The organism is Clostridium sp. LIBA-8841, from assembly GCF_057782475.1.
Genome location: NZ_CM173488.1, coordinates 3,501,682 through 3,520,153 on the forward strand (window position 1 = coordinate 3,501,682; position 18,472 = coordinate 3,520,153).

21 protein-coding genes are annotated in these 18,472 nt (G+C 29.6%); 1 reads left to right on the forward strand and 20 read right to left on the reverse strand.

Annotated elements, in window-relative coordinates:
- Positions 1-72 precede the first annotated feature (72 nt).
- From AC2A4K_RS15515 to AC2A4K_RS15530, 4 genes are all read right to left on the reverse strand, one after another.
- Positions 73-2,304 (reverse strand): ribonucleoside-diphosphate reductase subunit alpha, encoded by a 2,232-nt coding sequence (locus AC2A4K_RS15515; RefSeq protein WP_322505017.1) that lies wholly within the window; start codon positions 2,302-2,304, stop codon positions 73-75.
- A 282-nt stretch (positions 2,305-2,586) separates the two neighbouring features.
- Entirely contained in the window at positions 2,587-2,943 is a 357-nt protein-coding gene (locus AC2A4K_RS15520) for an arsenate reductase family protein (protein WP_322505016.1), read from the reverse strand.
- A gap of 124 nt (positions 2,944-3,067) precedes the next feature.
- The gene (locus AC2A4K_RS15525) at positions 3,068-4,891 is read right to left on the reverse strand and encodes a sensor histidine kinase (protein ID WP_322505015.1); all 1,824 of its coding nucleotides are present in this window, start codon (positions 4,889-4,891) and stop codon (positions 3,068-3,070) included.
- Positions 4,869-5,567, reverse strand: a complete 699-nt coding sequence (locus tag AC2A4K_RS15530; protein ID WP_322505014.1) for a response regulator transcription factor — start codon at positions 5,565-5,567, stop codon at positions 4,869-4,871. Before AC2A4K_RS15530 ends, AC2A4K_RS15525 begins: the two co-directional genes overlap by 23 nt.
- Positions 5,568-5,820: 253 nt before the next feature.
- Here AC2A4K_RS15530 and AC2A4K_RS15535 point away from each other — a divergent pair, with 253 nt between their 5' ends.
- Positions 5,821-6,678, forward strand: a complete 858-nt coding sequence (locus tag AC2A4K_RS15535; RefSeq protein ID WP_322505013.1) for a YitT family protein — start codon at positions 5,821-5,823, stop codon at positions 6,676-6,678.
- A 234-nt stretch (positions 6,679-6,912) separates the two neighbouring features.
- On the opposite strand, the gene cwlD is transcribed toward AC2A4K_RS15535, so the two are convergent.
- The 16 genes from cwlD to AC2A4K_RS15615 form a co-directional block, all read right to left on the reverse strand.
- Positions 6,913-7,605 carry an N-acetylmuramoyl-L-alanine amidase CwlD gene (gene cwlD, locus AC2A4K_RS15540; protein ID WP_322505012.1) on the reverse strand — a complete coding sequence of 231 codons (693 nt, stop codon included), beginning with the start codon at positions 7,603-7,605 and terminating at the stop codon, positions 6,913-6,915.
- Between the two features lie 219 nt (positions 7,606-7,824).
- On the reverse strand, positions 7,825-9,438 hold the full coding sequence (locus AC2A4K_RS15545) for a Na/Pi cotransporter family protein (protein ID WP_322505011.1): 1,614 nt from the start codon (positions 9,436-9,438) through the stop codon (positions 7,825-7,827).
- A gap of 513 nt (positions 9,439-9,951) precedes the next feature.
- On the reverse strand, positions 9,952-10,344 hold the full coding sequence (gene rpsI / locus AC2A4K_RS15550; protein WP_322505010.1) for a 30S ribosomal protein S9: 393 nt from the start codon (positions 10,342-10,344) through the stop codon (positions 9,952-9,954).
- A 26-nt stretch (positions 10,345-10,370) separates the two neighbouring features.
- Positions 10,371-10,805 (reverse strand): 50S ribosomal protein L13, encoded by a 435-nt coding sequence (rplM, locus tag AC2A4K_RS15555; protein ID WP_322505009.1) that lies wholly within the window; start codon positions 10,803-10,805, stop codon positions 10,371-10,373.
- Between the two features lie 146 nt (positions 10,806-10,951).
- A complete protein-coding gene (gene truA, locus AC2A4K_RS15560; protein WP_322505008.1) occupies positions 10,952-11,686 on the reverse strand; it encodes a tRNA pseudouridine(38-40) synthase TruA in 735 nt (244 codons plus the stop codon).
- Between the two features lie 182 nt (positions 11,687-11,868).
- Positions 11,869-12,675 (reverse strand): energy-coupling factor transporter transmembrane component T family protein, encoded by an 807-nt coding sequence (locus AC2A4K_RS15565; RefSeq protein ID WP_322505007.1) that lies wholly within the window; start codon positions 12,673-12,675, stop codon positions 11,869-11,871.
- 15 nt (positions 12,676-12,690) lie between these two features.
- A complete protein-coding gene (locus AC2A4K_RS15570) occupies positions 12,691-13,548 on the reverse strand; it encodes an energy-coupling factor transporter ATPase (protein WP_322505006.1) in 858 nt (285 codons plus the stop codon).
- Positions 13,533-14,378, reverse strand: a complete 846-nt coding sequence (locus AC2A4K_RS15575) for an energy-coupling factor transporter ATPase (protein WP_322505005.1) — start codon at positions 14,376-14,378, stop codon at positions 13,533-13,535. Before AC2A4K_RS15575 ends, AC2A4K_RS15570 begins: the two co-directional genes overlap by 16 nt.
- Positions 14,379-14,748: 370 nt before the next feature.
- The gene (gene rplQ / locus AC2A4K_RS15580; RefSeq protein WP_003454231.1) at positions 14,749-15,090 is read right to left on the reverse strand and encodes a 50S ribosomal protein L17; all 342 of its coding nucleotides are present in this window, start codon (positions 15,088-15,090) and stop codon (positions 14,749-14,751) included.
- Positions 15,091-15,106: 16 nt separating this feature from the next.
- On the reverse strand, positions 15,107-16,054 hold the full coding sequence (locus AC2A4K_RS15585; protein ID WP_003454404.1) for a DNA-directed RNA polymerase subunit alpha: 948 nt from the start codon (positions 16,052-16,054) through the stop codon (positions 15,107-15,109).
- An 84-nt stretch (positions 16,055-16,138) separates the two neighbouring features.
- Positions 16,139-16,759: a 30S ribosomal protein S4 gene (rpsD, locus tag AC2A4K_RS15590; RefSeq protein WP_003470276.1), complete on the reverse strand. Its 621-nt coding sequence runs from the start codon at positions 16,757-16,759 to the stop codon at positions 16,139-16,141.
- Positions 16,760-16,782: 23 nt separating this feature from the next.
- Complete coding sequence (rpsK, locus tag AC2A4K_RS15595; protein WP_003454436.1) at positions 16,783-17,178, reverse strand: 30S ribosomal protein S11; 396 nt, start codon at positions 17,176-17,178, stop codon at positions 16,783-16,785.
- Between the two features lie 16 nt (positions 17,179-17,194).
- Positions 17,195-17,560 carry a 30S ribosomal protein S13 gene (gene rpsM, locus AC2A4K_RS15600; protein ID WP_300351226.1) on the reverse strand — a complete coding sequence of 122 codons (366 nt, stop codon included), beginning with the start codon at positions 17,558-17,560 and terminating at the stop codon, positions 17,195-17,197.
- 236 nt (positions 17,561-17,796) lie between these two features.
- Entirely contained in the window at positions 17,797-17,910 is a 114-nt protein-coding gene (gene rpmJ / locus AC2A4K_RS15605; protein ID WP_039312872.1) for a 50S ribosomal protein L36, read from the reverse strand.
- A gap of 12 nt (positions 17,911-17,922) precedes the next feature.
- Positions 17,923-18,141 (reverse strand): translation initiation factor IF-1, encoded by a 219-nt coding sequence (infA, locus tag AC2A4K_RS15610; RefSeq protein ID WP_300351220.1) that lies wholly within the window; start codon positions 18,139-18,141, stop codon positions 17,923-17,925.
- A gap of 7 nt (positions 18,142-18,148) precedes the next feature.
- Complete coding sequence (locus AC2A4K_RS15615) at positions 18,149-18,427, reverse strand: KOW domain-containing RNA-binding protein (RefSeq protein ID WP_322505131.1); 279 nt, start codon at positions 18,425-18,427, stop codon at positions 18,149-18,151.
- Positions 18,428-18,472: the final 45 nt, after the last annotated feature.

An 18,472-nucleotide genomic window follows, 5' to 3' on the forward strand; every position in this document is an offset into this window, starting at 1 on the left:
TTTCTTGGTTTATACGTAATAGATACCCATCTAAATTTAGATGAGTATCTTTATTCTCTTAATCTATTTTTTCTATGCTGAACAACTCTCACACTCTTCAACAGTTAATGATTTACTTCTTACATAGTAAATACTCTTAACTCCATTTTTACATGCAGCTATGTAAAGATTCATGATTTGTCTCATAGTATAGTCTGTAGTTATATATAGATTAAATGATTGTCCTTGGTCTATATGTCTTTGTCTCACTCCATTAGCTCTAACAGTAAACTCTTGATTTACATTATAAGCTGAAACATAATACCAGAAGTTTTCTTGACATAGCCCTGGTGCTACTTTTGGAGTTATGCTTCCTTTTTTCTCCTCTAGCCAGAATCTATTCATAACTGGATCTACTCCCTCTGAAGTTCCCGCTAAAGTAGCTGTTGAACCATTTGGAGCCACTGCAAATAAGTATCCATTTCTCATACCATGCTTAGTAACTTCTTCTTTTAGTTCTTTCCACTGTGGTGAATTATATTCTCTTAATTCAAAATAATCACCATTGCTCCAGTCTGAACCTTCAAATAATGGATAGCTTCCTTTTTCCTTAGCTATATTTAAACTAGCCTTTATAGCATAGAAGTTTATCCTTTCATAAACCTTATCTACAAACTCTAAATGTTCTTCTGAATCCCATACAATCTTATTATTTACAAGCATGTGATGGTATCCTGATGTTCCTAATCCAACTGCTCTATATCTTTTATTTGTTATTTCAGCAAATGGAACTGAATAATAATTTAAATCTATTACGTTATCCATAGCTCTTATTTGAGTTTCAACTATGTATTCTATTTCTTCATCTGATGTAACATCTACATTTCCTAATACCACTGAAGATAAGTTACAAACAACAAAGTCTCCTGGTTTAGTTTTTTCAATAACTACTACATCACCATTTTCATCCTTAATCTCTGTTTGCTCTATCTCCATAGAACTCATATTTTGCATTATTTCAGTACAAAGATTTGATGAGTATATCATACCCTTATGTTTATTAGGGTTAAATTTATTTACAGTATCTCTATAGAAAGCAAAAGGTGTTCCTGTTTCTGCAGCACTCTTTATTATAAGTCTAACAATGTCCTTAACACTCATAACTCTCTTTTCTATTCTAGAGTCTTCTACACACTCATAATATTTCTTTTCCCACTCTTCTCCATAGAAATCTTCTAAGGAATATCCTTTAACAGTCTTTATTTCATGAGGACACATCATATACCAGTTAGCATCTATATCAGTTTCGGCTAACTTCCAAAATAAATCTGGATAACAAAGCCCTGGGAATATATCATGTGCTTTCTTTCTGTCATCTCCATTGTTTGTTCTTATTTGAAGAAACTCTGGTAAGTCTTTATGCCAAGCATCTAACCAAATAGCAACTGATCCATTTCTAACTCCTAGTTGGTCAACGGCTACAGCTGTGTCATTGAATAATTTTATCCAAGGTATAATTCCGCCTGATGCACCTTTAAAGCCCCTTATAGCTGAGCCTAGAGCTCTTACCTTACCCATATAGATTCCCATTCCACCACCGAACTTAGAAACTTTTGAAAAGTTATCTAATGATTTATATATACCTGCTAAACTATCATCTACAGTGTCTATAAAACATGAGCTTAATTGATAGAATGGCTTTCTAGCATTAGACATAGTTGGTGTAGCCATTGTAGCTTTTATAGAACTTAAAACATCATAGAATCTTTTAGCCCAATAAAGTCTCTTTTCCTTTTTCTCAGGAATAGCAAGATGCATAGCAATTCCCATAAACATTTGTTGAGGAAGCTCTAATGGTAATCTATTAAAATCTTGAACTAAGTATCTTTTAGCTAATAAATTTATTCCACTGTATGTAAATAAAAAGTCTCTTTCTCTTTTTATTTCTTTTTCTAACTCTTCTATATCTTCTTTAGAATAATTTTCTAAAATATATTTTCCGTATAAACCTTTATCAGTAAGTTCTTTTATAAAATCATAGAAGTTATCATATGGATTTACACCACCTTCTAATCCTCTGTTTATCCTTACCTCTTCATATAAATTCTTAACATATAACTTTGCCGCTACTTCTTGCCATCTTGGTTCCGTTTGAGAAGTTAACTCTAATGAAACTTGTATGAAAGATTTTATTATCTCTTTTTCTCCCATTTTTGATGTAACTATATTATCTAAAGCTACCATTAACTTTTCTTCAGTATATAGTCCCGTTTCATCATTTAGTTCTTCTATAGACCATGCACAATATCTCTTTAATAGTGTCATTAGCTACCCCTCCACAATATATAGTAATTAATCTTTATTTTCGCACAATATCTTGACAATTTATTATAATAATTTAAGTCTGTTTTGTAAAACTTGAATTTCTTGAAAAAGTTAGGTTTTTATATCAATAACTCTTATTATATAAGTTATATTTTCTTTTTTTAATGTTATTTGCTTAATAATAATTATTGACAATTTAAATTTATTCCTACAATAAGTAGAATAATGCTTTTGGTATACTAATAAAAAAAGACTACAGAATCTTCTCCTGTAGTCTTTTAATTATTTTAAATTTTCATTCCACTCTTCTTCTTTAAATCCTATAAGAATTAAATCATCTTTTATAAGTAGCGGTCTTTTTACTAACATACCATTACTTGACAGTATTTCTAAAAGCTCATCTTCACTAGCAGTTTTTACTTTATCCTTTAGGTTCATTTCCCTATATAATTTACCTGAAGTATTAAAAAACTTACTTAACTTAACTCCACTTTTTTCATACCAAGTTTTTAATTCCTCTTTAGTCGGATTTTCTTCAACTATCATTCTATCTATAAAATCTATATTATTCTCCTCAAGCCACTTCTTAGCCTTTCTACAAGTGCTACATTTAGGATACTCTAAAAATAAATAACTCATTTCCTCACACCTTCTCTTAATTAATATTTTAACAAATAATTTTATTAAATAAATATTATTATATAGTAATTATACTCTTTATGTGAAGATTTTAAAATAAGTTAATAATAAAAGACTATAATTCTTATTCATTATTGTCTTCCTTATTCTTAGGTATTATTACAAAAGCTTTAAATAAATCACCTTCACATTCAACTCTAAATTTACCGTTATGAAGTTCCACGATAGTTTTAGCTATAGCTAATCCTAATCCTGATCCTTCTATAGTTGAATTTCTTGATTCATCTCCTCTTGCAAATCTTTCCAAAATATCCTGTTCATCAAAATCTAAGGCATATGATGAAATATTTTTAAATGATATTTCTAAATAGTTTTCTAAATCTTTAATTTCAATATATACTCTAGTTTTCTCTAAACTATATTTTAAAGCATTAGTAGTTAAATTTTGAAAAACCCTAGACATTCTTTGAGGATCTATTTTTACAATGCATTCTTCTGGTGAATTTATCTTAAACTGAATTTCTTTTTCTGAATATATGTCCTCAACTTCTGCTATGCATTGATATATAAGTTGAATTATATCTATATTATACTTAAATAATTCAACTTTACCTGAAGACATCTTAGAAACCTCGAATAAATCATCTATAAGCTTTTTAAGCATTTGAGATTTTTTATCTAATATTTCAATATATTCTTTTCTTTCCTCTTCTGTTATATCATTTAATTGAAGGATATTTACATAATTTATTATTGAAGTTAATGGAGTTTTTAAATCATGTGAAACATTAGATATTAGTTCTGTTTTTAGCTTTTCATTTTTTACTCCCTCTTCAACTAATTCTTTATATCCTAATCTTAGATCATTAACATCATCTGCTAACTCTCTTACTTGTTTGTCATCATTATCCTTTATTTCAATTTCAGTATCACCTTTTTTAACTTTTTCTATATCTTTTATTATAGTATCTAACCCATCATACTTTCTTATGAATTTTCCAATAAAATGAACTATAAAAATAATTGGAATCAACCATAAATATCTATTATCTGTTAAGACATAGTGATATTGCTTCCATACGAATTCTATATTTCTCATAAAACCATTTATAAGAATATATATTATTGTAAAAGAAATAGTGAATATAACCACTTTATCTTTTAAAAATTCTTCTATAAACATCTTCTTCGTAATTAATACATTTAAACACTCTAAAAATTTATAGAAATAACCATTTCTCCAGCTTTTTTTATAAGCCTTTATTCCCATATTTTTAATCATAGCTAGTTTTTTTATAATTAAAAGTATCATTAAAATTGTAGTTGTCATAGTCACAATAAAAGCAATTTTAATTGAACTTATTTCAGAATCATAAAGCTCTCCTCTAGAAAAATATATTTCTTCATAATTATCTGAAGGATTGATTTCCTTAAAGACTACATTATCATTCTTTGATAAGCTTTCTAAAACTTCTTTAGGGGTTGAAAGATTGTATGGCTTTTCATAAAACCATACTCTATTAGAGTAATATTCTCCAGTTTTCTTATTTACTAAAACAACTCCAGAATAACTAGTTGCTCTTTCTTGAAGCTTTGAAATAAAAGCTTGCTTTTCTTCTCTTGTATCTAGGCTATCTAATGTACTTAAATAGTTGGTTTCATTATATAGAAAATCCGATATATCTACAGATTGAGCTAAAAGTCTACTTTCTCTATATCTCTGTGGATTTATTAATGCATTTCTATACATAACAGTGTTACTTATATCAGTATTTGCCTTTGCATTTAGTTTTACTATATTTTCGAAAGTATATCCTCCAAATAAAATAATATAAAGAACAGGAATAAATACTGCAAATATTATTATAAACATGTTTTCTATACTTCTTACTGAAAGGCTATAGTTTCTCCACCATCTAGAAAAACTATTTGTCAATTTTATACCCAAGTCCCCACACCACCTTTATATACTCAGGGTCTTTTGAATTAATTTCTATTTTTTCTCTCATTCTTCTTATATGAACTGTTACCGTATTCTCACTTTTATAAAAAGGTTCTTCCCATACTCTTTCATATATTTCTTTAATTGAAAATATTCTTCCTGGATGAGATGCTAAAAGTGTTAATATTTTATATTCTGTTGCTGTTAACTTGATATTATCATCTCTTAAAGCAACTTGCTTATTTACCGTATCTATAGTTAAATCTTTTATTACTATTAAGTCTTGAGTATTTTCTCTATTTAAAGGATAGTCATATCTTCTTAATTGAGATTTTACTCTAGCAACAAGCTCTAGATGGTTAAATGGTTTTGTCACATAATCATCTGCACCAATATTTAGCCCTAATATCTTGTCACTATCCTCTGATTTTGCTGATAGTAATATTATTGGTATATTTCTACTTTCTCTTATCTTTAAACAAGTTCTCATACCGTCTAATTTAGGCATCATTATATCTAAAACTACTAAATGGATATCTTCTTTATCAAGAACTTCTAAGGCCTCAAATCCATCTCCAGCCTTTATTACATTTATTCCCTCACCTCTTAAATATATATCTATTGCATCTCTTATTTCTTTCTCATCATCAACAACTAAAACATTAAACTTTTCTTTTTCCATAATAAAGCACTCCTTAAACTTATGCCTCCCTTAAATAGTAAAGGAGGAAAATTAAAATTAACATATTTATTTATTACGATTTTATTAAGATATAAATTCTACTATTAATTCAGTGAAAATCATAGTATATACAATGTATTTTACCATAAAAACACATCAGTTGCTTTTTCAATGTATCTATTTGCTTTACTTTAAAAAAAAAAGCATTATAATAACCTATGAAATTATTTATTGTAAATTTAGGAGAATCCCAATGAATTACATTAGAGAGAAAAAAGAATTACTAATTGATAATGCATTTATTATTTTAGGTTGTTTTATCGCATCTTTAGGCGTAAACCTATTTTTATCAAATGCTAAACTTCTTAGTGGTGGAGCAACAGGTATTGCACTTATCTTTCAATACTTAATGGGAGTTAACTCAGGTATTGTTGTTTTACTCATAAACATTCCCTTATTTATACTTAGTTATTTTAAACTTTCAAAGCAGTTTACATTTAACTCAGCTATAGGAATGTTAGCTTTATCTATATCATTAATGATAACAGCACCAGTATCACATCTTGTATCATTAGATGATAAATTATTGTACTGTGTTTTTGGTGGTGCCATATGCGGTTTTGGTTATGGTTTAGTATTTTCTAAAGGTGGATCAACTGGAGGAACAGATATAGTTACTATGGTTATCCGTAAAAAATACTCAAACTTTAATATAGGATCACTAAGTTTCGTACTGAACATGTGTATAGTTGCTTTAGGTGGAATTTTCTTTGGTTTAGAAACAGCACTTTATACACTTATATCTATATTTGTACAGACAGTATTAGTTGATAAAGTTATTAAAGGTATTCACTCAAAACAGTTACTACTTATAATAACTGATAAAGAACAACAAGTAATAAATTACATAATAAATGATCTTCATAGAGGAGTAACTTCTCTTTTAGCTGAAGGTGAATATACTCACGATAGAAAGAAAATGCTTTATTGTCTAGTTACTACAAGACAAATGATTGAGTTAAAAAACACAATACATTATATAGATTCAAGTGCCTTTATAACTATAATTGACGTTTCAGAAGTTAAAGGAAAAGGCTTTAAAAATATATAAAATAAAAGCTATGCTAATACAGCATAGCTTTTTTATTGTCATAATAACTAAATAAATTAAAGTATATATATAGTAGATTTATTTTGGGGAGTTTTTATGAATAAGTTTAAATTACTTAATTTCTTAATATGTCTTTTATTTATAATACTATTTTTCTTAATTTTAAACCTTATTTTTTTATCTTATAGATTTAATTCTATTAGACCTAATGATATTGAAGTAAATTTTTCAAGCCTAGTTTTTCTTTTCATCTACTGTTTTAAAATATTCATCTATTGAATTTGATATGGCATTAGCAATTTTAGTTTGGTACTCTTCCTTACTTAATAATACACTTTCTTCTGGATTTGATAAGAATCCACATTCTAATATTACAGAAGAACATTCATGGTCATCACTTAATATTTTATATTCTTTCTTTGCAACTTTTGGTGCTCTTTTGTTACTAGAATCAACCTCTTCTCTAAACTTTTGTTGAATTATTTGCCCTAACTTTTGACTCGCTTCATTGTTGGCACTCCATACTTGAGCTCCTTTACAACTTTTTTGAGGAAACATATTTTGATGTATGCTTATAAAAACATCACAACTACTTTCTTTCTTCATCTTAACTCTATTAGCTAAATCTTCTTGTTTCTTTTCTCTTACCTTTTTACCTTCACTATATAACCCCACATCTTCACTTCTTGTCATTACTACTTTATATCCCTTGCTTTCTAAAATAGCCTTAGTTTTCAAGGATATTGATAGGTTTATATCCTTCTCTAATATTCCACTTGCACTTTTACCTCCTCCATCTATTCCTCCATGGCCAGGATCTATCAATATAACTTTTCTACATTCCTCTGCATTAACTTTTACCAGAATCATATTAAAAGCTAAAAAAGAAATCATCATCATTGATAAAATCTTAATTATTTTCTTCATTTAGAATACCTCCTATATTTATATAATTATATATCTCTAAGATTCCTTTAATTAGAAACCATAAAGAAGCATTAATATCAAAGTAAATTTAATTATTACTCTAAAATAAACAACTTATTTAATTATGAAGTCCAATTTATTTTTTCCTATATATAAAGAAATATTCTAAAAGTTTATACAAAAAAAGAACACCTAATTCTAGGTGTTCTTTTAATAATCTTAGTAAACTTCCATAACACTTTCAGCTATGTTAGTTGCATGGTCACCGATTCTTTCAAAGTTACTTAATAAGTCCATAAATATTGCACCATCATAAGCACTACAAGAACCTTGACTTAATCTCTTAATATGATTTTCTCTAAATTCTTTTTGTGATGAATCTATTCTTCTTTCTATTTCGTAAATAGTTCCAGCTTCATCTACATTTTCATTTGCATAGGCATCTATTGTTACATCTAAAGCTTTAATTGTTTGATTATATATATAATCTATTTCTTTTAAAGCATCTTCGCTGTATTTTAGACTTCTTCCAACCTTTTCCAATGTTAAATCAGCTATATTTTCAACATGATCACCAATTCTCTCAATATCAGTTACAACATGGAAAGTTGATGCTACTAAGTTACTTTCTTTAGCAGATAATTCACACTTAGATAATTTAACTAAGTAAGAAGTTATTGCTTCTTCTAATACATTTATAAGTTTTTCATTTTCATATACTTTTTTAACTAAGCTCTCATTATTTTCTTTAAAAGCTTTCATACTTAACTCTAAGTTTTCTTTAGCTTTATTCGCCATTCTTAAAGTTTCTTTTTGAACTTGTCCTGCAGCTATTACTGGTGTTTCTAATAATCTTTCATCAAGATACTTAGGTCCACAGTGCTCAATTTCATCTTCACCTCTAATTAATTTGTTAACTATCATAATCATGTACTTACTTAATGGTACAAGTATTATAGTAGCAGTTATATTAAAGATTGTATGCGCATTAGCTATTTGTCTTTCAACATCCCCTGGGCTCATTTTTATAACAAGATCTCCAAGTGGTGCTATAAATGGTATAAATATCAATGTACCTAAAACATTAAACATTAAATGTATTGCAGCAGCTTTATGCGCTGTTTTATTGGCACCAATACTAGCTAATAAAGCAGTTACACATGTTCCTATGTTACATCCAAATAATATTGGTAATGCAACTTTTATATCTATACTACCTGTTGATGCTAAAGCTATTAATATCCCTGTTGTAGCTGATGAACTTTGTAGTATAGCTGTAAGTGCTAATCCAGTAAATATTCCTAAAAACCAATTATGTCCAATAGCAACTATAAGATCTTTAAACATTGGTGATGCAGCTAATGGTTTTAATGCTGAACTCATTATTCCCATACCCATGAATAGGATACCAAATCCTAATATTATGTTAGCCACATCTCTTCTTTTCTTTTGCTTAGCTGACATTAATAACACAACACCAATTATTACAAATAAAGGTGCAATCTCATCTAACTTAAAGGCAACAAGTTGTGCTGTAATGGTTGTCCCAATATTAGCTCCCATTATTACTCCAGCAGCCTGTGCTAAGTTCATAAGACCTGCATTAACGAATCCAACTACCATTACTGTAGTAGCACTTGAACTTTGTATTACCATAGTAACAAAAGCTCCTACTAAAACTGCTGATATAGGATTTTTAGTAACTTTCTCTAATATACTTTTTAACTTATCACCTGCAGCGTTCTCTAGTCCTTCTCCCATTAACTTCATACCGAAAAGGAATAGTCCTAAACCACCGGCAACCTCAATTAAAGTAAAAATTGCATCTTTCAAGATACTTCTCCTCCAATTTGCTTAATTTGTAAAGTACAAATCTCTAATTTTTCTTTTTTAATTTTAAAATATCAATCCTATAACATTTTACAATATAATCACTTGCTTGTTAAGTTTTAAATATTCTTTTTAACTTAAACTTAATATAGAATCCAAATTATTGAAATTTTTTCTAATTAATATCCAATTTATTTAAAAGAACTAAACATAGAATACATTTACATTAAGTTATTAAGCCACTTTTAAGATTTTATAACATTTATTGTCTAATCGATTTATTCATATTTATATTTCAAATTTGTTAATATTTATTGTAATATATTCCTTTGTTACCTATAAATATTGTTCAGTATTTGTAAATACTAATATTTATTTTAAACTTAGCCTATATAAAAAAAGAAAATACTTTTTATTCTTAAGATGAAATCATCTTATTGATTAAAAGTTCTCATATTTACAAAAAGATATAAAAAAAGAAGGAGGTGTTCCTCCTTCTTTCTGATAAAAACAATATTATCTCTTTGAGAATTGTGGAGATCTTCTTGCTTTCTTTAAACCGCATTTCTTTCTTTCAACCATTCTTGGGTCTCTAGTTAAGAATCCAGCTTTCTTTAATTCTGGTCTTAAGTTTTCGTCAGCTTTTAATAAAGCTCTTGATATACCATGTCTTATAGCTCCTGCTTGACCTGATAATCCACCACCATGAACGTTAACTAAAACGTCATATTTGTCTTTAGTTTCTGTTAAAACTAATGGTTGGTTAACTACAACTCTTAAAGTTTCTAATCCGAAATATGTTTCGATTTCTCTATTATTTACTACAACTCTACCTTCACCTGGTACAAGTCTTACTCTTGCAACTGATTTCTTTCTTCTTCCAGTTCCCATGTATTGAACTTTTGCCATTTGAACTCCTCCTCCCGAGCTTATAATTAGTATCTTAACTCAAGTACTTCTGGATTTTGAGCAGCATGCTTGTGCTCAGTTCCTCTGTACACATTTAATTTCTTTAACATTTTTCTTCCTAAAACGCCTGTTGGAAGCATTCTTCTAACAGCTTCTTCGAAAGCAAATTCTGGTTTATTTTCTAAAACTTCTCTGTATGGAGTTTCTTTTAATCCACCAGCATATAGGCTGTGCTTTCTTAACATTTTTTGATCTAATTTCTTACCAGTTAAAACTACTTTCTCAGCGTTTATAACGATAACGAAATCTCCACAATCAACATTTGGTGTAAATGTTGGCTTGTTCTTTCCTCTTAATATTGAAGCAACTTGGCTAGCAACTCTTCCTAGTGGCTTTCCAGCAGCGTCAACAACATACCATTTTCTTTCAACTTCTTGTGCTTTTGCAATGTATGATTTCATCGTTTTCCCTCCCTAGAATTTTAAAATAGGTTTTATATGTCCTCGTACTTTATGTTAAGATTCATATTGAATCCCGTACATCTCTCTTACAAACAAATACAATTATAATACACGCTTACGGGCGTGTCAATACATTTAGGTTACTTTTAGTAAAAAACTTTTTCTAGACATAGTCCTGTTGGCGGAACACAAATTCCCGCCTTTTTTCTATCACCAGAATCTATGACTTCCTTTATATACTCTGGCTTTTCTTTTCCTCTTCCTACTTTAAGTAAAGTTCCAACTATTAATCTCACCATATTATATAGGAATCCATCAGCTGATACAAAAATCTTTATTTTATTTCCTTCTGTTTCAATGTGCAAATCATTAATTGTTCTTACAGAAGTTTTAACTGTTCCTCCTGGTCTTTGAAAAGCCTTAAAATCATGATTTCCTAAAAAGTATTTACATGCTTCTTTCATTGCCTCAACATCCAAAGGCTTTTTCACGTGATAAACATAATTTCTTTCTAATGCTGGTGGTTCTTCTCTATTTAATATAGTGTAACAATAAGTCTTTCCAGTGGTCATATACCTAGCATGAAAACCTTCATCTACCTCTTCTGAATTCATTATAACTATATCCTTTGGTAACTTTGAATTTAATGCAGCCTTAAAATTCCTTCCTGGTATGCTAGAATTAGTCTTAAAATTAGCCACATAAGCTTTTGCATGAACTCCTGAATCAGTTCTACTACTTCCCAATAGTTCAACCTCTTCCTTTGTAACTTTTTTTATGGCCTCTTCAACCCTTTGTTGAATAGTATTACCTATAGGTTGTTTTTGCCATCCAAAATAGGATGTTCCATCATATTCTATAGTTAACTTTATATTTTTCATATTATCATTCCTTTAAATCTTTTTATACAATAAAATTCAATTAAGCACATTTCAAATAAATTTGTACTTATATTGTTTTTCAAAGAAAGAAAGACCACAAATTTGTAGTCTTTCTTTTATATTATCAATATTTAATTCCTATTAAAAGTACTAAATCTCTTTGAACTCTAAACTTATTTATATTACATAACCCTAACTACTATTGATAAAGCTAAAAGTAAACCTGCTACTCCGAAAGAAATAAAATCATTCTTAGAATACTTTAATACTTTCATTCTAGTTCTTCCATCTCCACCTCTATAGCATCTTGCTTCCATAGCCATGGCTAACTCATCTGCTCTTCTGAATGAACTAATAAACAAAGGTATTAATAATGGTATTAAGCTTTTTGCTTTTTGTATTATGTTTCCTGATTCAAAATCTGCGCCCCTAGCTTTTTGAGCTTTCATTATTTTATCAGTTTCATCAATTAAAGTCGGTATAAATCTTAAAGCAATTGTCATCATCATTGCTAACTCATGAGCTGGTACTCCAATCTTCTTGAAAGGCTTTAATAAGCTTTCAATCCCATCAGTTAACTCTATTGGAGATGTAGTAAGTGTTAATACAGAAGTACCCATTATTAATAAGATAAGTCTTAAAGCCATAAATATAGCTGTTGTTATCCCTTCCTTATAAATATATAAGAATTTCCAATGCCATATAAGAGTATCCTCTGTTCCTTTTATCATAAATATATTAAGTGCTGCTGTTATAGCTATTAATAAAAATACCGGTTTAAGTCCTTTATATAAATACTTAAATTGTAATTTAGATATTAATACTGTTGCACCTAAGAAGGCTATTATAAATATATATCCCCAAAACTTATCTACTATAAATAGTGAAGCAATAAAGATAAATGATATTAATATCTTAGTCCTTGGATCTAATTTATGTACAAAAGAATCCCCAGGAATGTATTGACCTATAGTAATGTCCTTTAACATAATTTCTTATCCTTCCTAATTATTATTCTTTATTATTTCTAAAAGAGCTTCTTTAGCTTGAGAAATAGTAAATATTTCTTCTGATATGTTAAAGCCCTTTTTCCTTAACTCTTTTATTAAATAAGTAACTTGAGGAACAGCCAAGCCTATCTTCTCTAAAACCTCAACCTCTTTAAATACTTCAGCTATCTCACCCTCTAAAACTATTTCTCCACTATTCATAACTATTACTCTATCAGCAATCTTAGCTACATCTTCCATACTATGACTAACCATTATTATAGTCATTCCATATTCCTTATGAAGAATTTTTATTTGAGCAAGTATATCTTCTCTTCCCTTTGGATCTAATCCAGCAGTTGGTTCATCTAATATAAGAACTTTAGGTTCCATAGCTATAACACCAGCTATGGCAACTCTTCTCTTTTGTCCACCACTTAAATCAAATGGTGATTTATCCTTGTATGTTTCATAATCAAGGCCAACCATTTCCATTGATTTCTTAACTCTCTTACTTATTTCCTCTTCACTAATACCTAAGTTTCTTGGACCATATTCAATATCCTTTTCAATAGTTTCTTCAAATAATTGATATTCAGGATATTGAAATACTAAGCCAACTTTTTTTCTAATATCACTTAACTTAACTTTTTTATCAGCTATATTAACCCCATCAACTATTATATTTCCACTAGTAGGACTTAATAATCCATTTAAATGTTGAATAAAAGTTGATTTTCCTGATCCAGTATGCCCGATTAATGCAATAAATTCTCCATCTTTTATCTCACAGTTTATATCATTTAATGCGATTTTTTCGAATGGTGTTTTAGGCATATAAACATGATTTAAATTTTCTATTTTAATTGACATAAAGCATTCACCATCTCATCTATATTTAATATTTCTGTTGATATATTTATCCCTTCTTTTTGAAGTTCATAAGCTAATTCAGTAACTTGAGGAACATCTAATCCTATTGATTTTATTTTTTCAACTTGAGAAAAAATTTCTCTTGGAACTCCCTCCATTACCTTTTCACCATTATCCATAACAATTATTCTATCAGCTTGTGCTGCCTCATCCATGTAGTGAGTTATAAGTATTATAGTAATTCCAAACTTCTTATTTACTTCTTTTATAGTTTTCATTACTTCTCTTCTACCTGAAGGGTCAAGCATTGCTGTAGGTTCATCTAAAACTATGCATTTAGGTCTCATTGCTAATATTCCTGCAATTGCAATTCTTTGCTTTTGTCCTCCTGATAATAAATGTGGTGCATGTTTTCTATATTCATACATACCAACTGCTTTTAATGAATCGTCGACTCTTTCTCTTATTTCTTTAGGCTCAACACCTAAATTTTCAGGCCCGAAAGCAACATCTTCCTCAACTATGGTAGCTACTAATTGGTTATCTGGATTTTGAAAAACCATTCCTGCTCTTCTTCTAACTTCCCAAATATTTTCTATATCAGAAGTATCTAATCCATCTACATACATCTTTCCACCACTAGGGAGTAATAAAGAATTCATATGCTTTGCCATAGTTGATTTTCCTGAACCATTATGACCTAATATAACTAGAAATTCTCCCTTTTTAACTTCCATAGAAACGTGATTTATTGCAATCTTTTCAGTTTGTTCTTCAGCGTTGACGTATTTAAAAACTAAATCTTCACTTTTAATCATATTTTCTCCCATACTAGCCTCCTATAAAGCTAAATCTAAAGTAGTTAGAGTTAAAAGTAATTAACTCCTTTTCTCAATATGTATTAAATTCAAAAAATTATTTTAGGTATAAAAAAAATACCTACTTATAAAATAATACTATTAATAATTTTATTTTGTAAATAGATATTTCCTTATTTTAACCCTTTATATAAAATTATCTTTCTTGAAACTTAAAATATATTTATTAAAAGTTTCTTTAAACATTTAATAAGCTACTAATTTACCACCATAATATGACTTGAATTTTAAACTTCATATGTTAGTACAAGTACCCTATAATTATTATTTTATATGACAAAAGAGGACTAAGCAAAAACTTAATCCTCTCTAAAGAAATATATTATACTAATTCAAGTATAACAACTTCAGCTCCGTCTCCTCTTCTAGGACCAACTTTGTACATTCTAGTGTATCCACCGTTTCTCTCAGCGTACTTTGGAGCTATGTTGTCAAATAAGTTTTTAACAACTTCTTCTTCTGTAACAAATGCTAATACTTGTCTTCTTGCGTGTAAATCTCCTCTTTTTGCAAGAGTGATCATTTTTTCTGCAAGGCTTCTAGTTTCCTTAGCTCTTGTTTCAGTAGTTTCTATTTTACCATGCTTTAAGAAGCTTGTAACAAGATTTCTAAGCATAGCTTTTCTTTGATCAGTAGGACGACCTAACTTACGATATCCTGCCATGGCTTTACCTCCTCACCTACTCGTCATTTAGTCTTAAATTTAAGCCTAACTCGTTTAACTTTCTTTCTACTTCTTCTAGAGACTTCTTACCTAAGTTTCTAACTTTCATCATATCATCCATGCTCTTGCCCGCAAGCTCTTGAACAGTGTTTATACCTGCTCTTTTTAAGCAATTGTATGATCTTACTGATAAGTCAAGCTCTTCTATAGTCATCTCTAAAGCTTTTTCTTTTTTATCTTCTTCTTTTTCAATCATTATCTCAACATCATTAGCGTTGTCAGTTAAAGTCATGAATAATTTGAAGTGCTCTATAAGAATTTTAGCTGATAATGAAATCGCTTCTTCTATTCTTATAGTTCCATTAGTCCAAATCTCTAATGTAAGTTTATCATAGTCAGTAATTTGACCAACTCTTGTATTTTGAACAGAGAAATTAACTCTCTTTACAGGAGTGTATATAGAATCTATAGCTATAGCTGATAATGGAAGATCTTCTGTTTTATTTTTGTTTTGAGTAACATATCCTCTTCCTCTATTAACTACGATTTCCATATATAACTTACCATCGTTGTCTAATGTAGCGATATGTAGATCTTTGTTTACAACTTCTACATCACCATCTGTTTTTATATCTGCTCCAGTCACAACACCTGGTCCTTGAGCATCAATATAAATAGTTTTTGGTCCTTCACCTTCCATAGTAAGTGCTAACATTTTAAGATTTAAGATTATCTCTGTAACATCTTCTTTAACACCTGTTATTGTTGAAAATTCATGAAGAACTGAATCTATTTTAACTGAAGTTGGAGCTACTCCAGGTAAAGAAGAAAGTAATATTCTTCTTAATGCATTACCAAGAGTTATTCCATAACCTCTTTCTAATGGTTCAATCTCAAACTTACCATATGTTCCGTTATCGTTTGATTCAACACATTGAATTACTGGCTTTTCTATTTCTAACATTTAAAAACCCTCCTTAATATAAAAATGGCAACCTTATGAGGGCAACTGATCCAATTGTAAAAGTACTCTTAAGATCATTAATTATTATTTGCTGTATAACTCGACGATTAGAGTCTCGTTAACTGGTACATCGATATCTTCTCTTGCAGGTTCAGCAACAACTTTACCTTCGAAGTTTTCAACGTTAGCTTCTAACCATTTTGGTAAAGCTTTTGGATTTTCAGCAAACATTTTGAATCTTTCTGATCCTCTGCTCTTTTCACAAACTGTTATAACATCGTTAACTGATACTTTGAATGATGCTATATCAACTTTTTTACCATTTACTAAGAAATGACCATGGTTTACTAATTGTCTAGCTTCTGTTCTTGAAGCACCATATCCTAATCTGTAAACAACGTTATCTAATCTCATTTCTAATAACTTAAGTAAGTTTTCACCGGCGATTCCTCTCATTTTTTCAGCTCTTTCATATGTGTTTCTGAACTGACCTTCAAGAACTCCGTATATTCTCTTAGCTTTTTGCTTTTCTCTTAATTGTGTTCCGTAGTTAGATAATTTCTTTCTGCTTGCTCCGTGTTGTCCTGGTGCATAGCTTCTTCTAACGAAAGCACATTTATCTGTATAACATCTATCCCCTTTTAGGAATAATTTCATACCTTCTCTTCTACATAACTTACATGTAGCTCCAGTATATCTTGCCATTCATTACACCTCCCGTGACGTTACTAAACTCTTCTTCTTTTTGGTGGTCTACATCCATTGTGTGGAATTGGAGTTACATCTTTTATTAAAGTAACTTCTAATCCAGCTGCTTGTAAGCTTCTTATAGCTGCTTCTCTTCCAGCACCTGGTCCTTTTACGTAAACCTCAACGCTTTTTAATCCGTGTTCCATAGCTGCTTTAGCTGCTGTTTCAGCTGCCATTTGAGCTGCAAATGGTGTGCTTTTTCTTGAACCTTTGAATCCAAGTCCACCAGCACTTGCCCATGCTAATGCATTTCCTTTTGCATCAGTTAAAGTAACTATTGAGTTATTGAATGTTGATTGGATGTGTGCTGCACCATGCTCAACATTTTTTCTTTCTTTTCTTCTTCTAGTTTTTTTAACTTTTTGAGCTGCCATTGTCTTCCCTCCTTAACTATTTCTTCTTATTAGCTATTGTCTTCTTAGGACCTTTTCTAGTTCTAGCATTAGTCTTAGTTTTTTGTCCTCTAAGTGGAAGACCTTTTCTATGTCTGATTCCTCTGTATGAACCAATCTCAACTAATCTCTTTATGTTTAAAGCAACTTCTCTTCTTAAGTCACCTTCAACTGTTAATTCTTTAATGTAGTTTCTTATTGAGTTTACTTCGTCCTCAGTAAGATCCTTAACTCTTGTATCAGGATTAACTCCAGTTACTTCAAGAATTTTTTGTGATGTAGGTAATCCTATACCATATATATAAGTTAGACCTATTTCAACTCTTTTTTCTCTTGGTAGGTCGATACCTGCTATTCTTGCCATTAATGTTACACCTCCTGGTAATTAAAATACGAAATTGATTTACATTAAATAAGTAACTCAATTGCTCTATTGTTTATTTATATTTAAAATTTTAGGTTGATGGTTTTACCCATCACAGCCGCACCTAAAATTTACTTGCTATTATTTAAATGCCTATATAATCATATTTTACTTTTAAATAAAAGTCAATAAGAATTCGCTCCCAATTGACCTTTTTATTATGTTTTATTTACCTATTAGCCTTGTTTTTGTTTGTGCTTAGGATTTTCACAGATTACCATTACTCTTCCTTTTCTTCTTATAACTTTGCACTTTTCGCAAATAGGCTTAACTGATGGTCTTACTTTCATCGCTAACCCTCCTTATTTTGCTCTCCATGTAATTCTACCTCTTGTTAGGTCATATGGTGAAAGTTCCACAGTAACCTTATCTCCTGGTAAAATTCTTATGAAGTTCATTCTTAACTTTCCTGAGATATGTGCTAAAATTTTATGCCCACTCTCTAATTCAACTTCAAACATTGCATTTGGTAGGGATTCTAAAACCGTACCTTGCATTTCAATTATATCACTTTTTGACATAAGGTAATCAAACCTCCTTGTTAGTGCGATTAAGCTTTAAAAATCTTTTTATTTTAAGATTTATATTCTTATCCTTTGATATTATACCTGATTTTAATTCATCATCCAATATCTCAGTAAGCACTACATGTTTTATTTTTTTCTTTTTTGGCATTTCCATGGTTTTAGTTGCTCCATTAGCTACTAGTAGATATTCACCTGCTGATCCAACCACAATATATGATTTTCCTGCATCTCTACCAGCATTTGAAGTAACTAATTTACCAATTAAGTGAGTTTCTTGCAACTTATCCACCTCAAAGATTACCTTAGTCATAAACTACAAATTCCT

Bases quoted from the DNA above. Each gene is read 5' to 3' on its own strand.
- AC2A4K_RS15515 (WP_322505017.1), bottom strand. From the start codon at position 2,304: ATGACACTATTAAAGAGATATTGTGCATGGTCTATAGAAGAACTAAAT.
- AC2A4K_RS15520 (WP_322505016.1), bottom strand. From the start codon at position 2,943: ATGAGTTATTTATTTTTAGAGTATCCTAAATGTAGCACTTGTAGAAAG.
- AC2A4K_RS15530 (WP_322505014.1), bottom strand. From the start codon at position 5,567: ATGGAAAAAGAAAAGTTTAATGTTTTAGTTGTTGATGATGAGAAAGAA.
- AC2A4K_RS15535 (WP_322505013.1), top strand. From the start codon at position 5,821: ATGAATTACATTAGAGAGAAAAAAGAATTACTAATTGATAATGCATTT.
- cwlD (WP_322505012.1), bottom strand. From the start codon at position 7,605: ATGAAGAAAATAATTAAGATTTTATCAATGATGATGATTTCTTTTTTA.
- rpsI (WP_322505010.1), bottom strand. From the start codon at position 10,344: ATGGCAAAAGTTCAATACATGGGAACTGGAAGAAGAAAGAAATCAGTT.
- rplM (WP_322505009.1), bottom strand. From the start codon at position 10,805: ATGAAATCATACATTGCAAAAGCACAAGAAGTTGAAAGAAAATGGTAT.
- truA (WP_322505008.1), bottom strand. From the start codon at position 11,686: ATGAAAAATATAAAGTTAACTATAGAATATGATGGAACATCCTATTTT.
- AC2A4K_RS15565 (WP_322505007.1), bottom strand. From the start codon at position 12,675: ATGTTAAAGGACATTACTATAGGTCAATACATTCCTGGGGATTCTTTT.
- AC2A4K_RS15570 (WP_322505006.1), bottom strand. From the start codon at position 13,548: ATGTCAATTAAAATAGAAAATTTAAATCATGTTTATATGCCTAAAACA.
- AC2A4K_RS15575 (WP_322505005.1), bottom strand. From the start codon at position 14,378: ATGGGAGAAAATATGATTAAAAGTGAAGATTTAGTTTTTAAATACGTC.
- rplQ (WP_003454231.1), bottom strand. From the start codon at position 15,090: ATGGCAGGATATCGTAAGTTAGGTCGTCCTACTGATCAAAGAAAAGCT.
- AC2A4K_RS15585 (WP_003454404.1), bottom strand. From the start codon at position 16,054: ATGTTAGAAATAGAAAAGCCAGTAATTCAATGTGTTGAATCAAACGAT.
- rpsD (WP_003470276.1), bottom strand. From the start codon at position 16,759: ATGGCAAGATATACTGGAGCTACATGTAAGTTATGTAGAAGAGAAGGT.
- rpsK (WP_003454436.1), bottom strand. From the start codon at position 17,178: ATGGCAGCTCAAAAAGTTAAAAAAACTAGAAGAAGAAAAGAAAGAAAA.
- rpsM (WP_300351226.1), bottom strand. From the start codon at position 17,560: ATGGCAAGAATAGCAGGTATCGACCTACCAAGAGAAAAAAGAGTTGAA.
- rpmJ (WP_039312872.1), bottom strand. From the start codon at position 17,910: ATGAAAGTAAGACCATCAGTTAAGCCTATTTGCGAAAAGTGCAAAGTT.
- infA (WP_300351220.1), bottom strand. From the start codon at position 18,141: ATGTCAAAAAGTGATATAATTGAAATGCAAGGTACGGTTTTAGAATCC.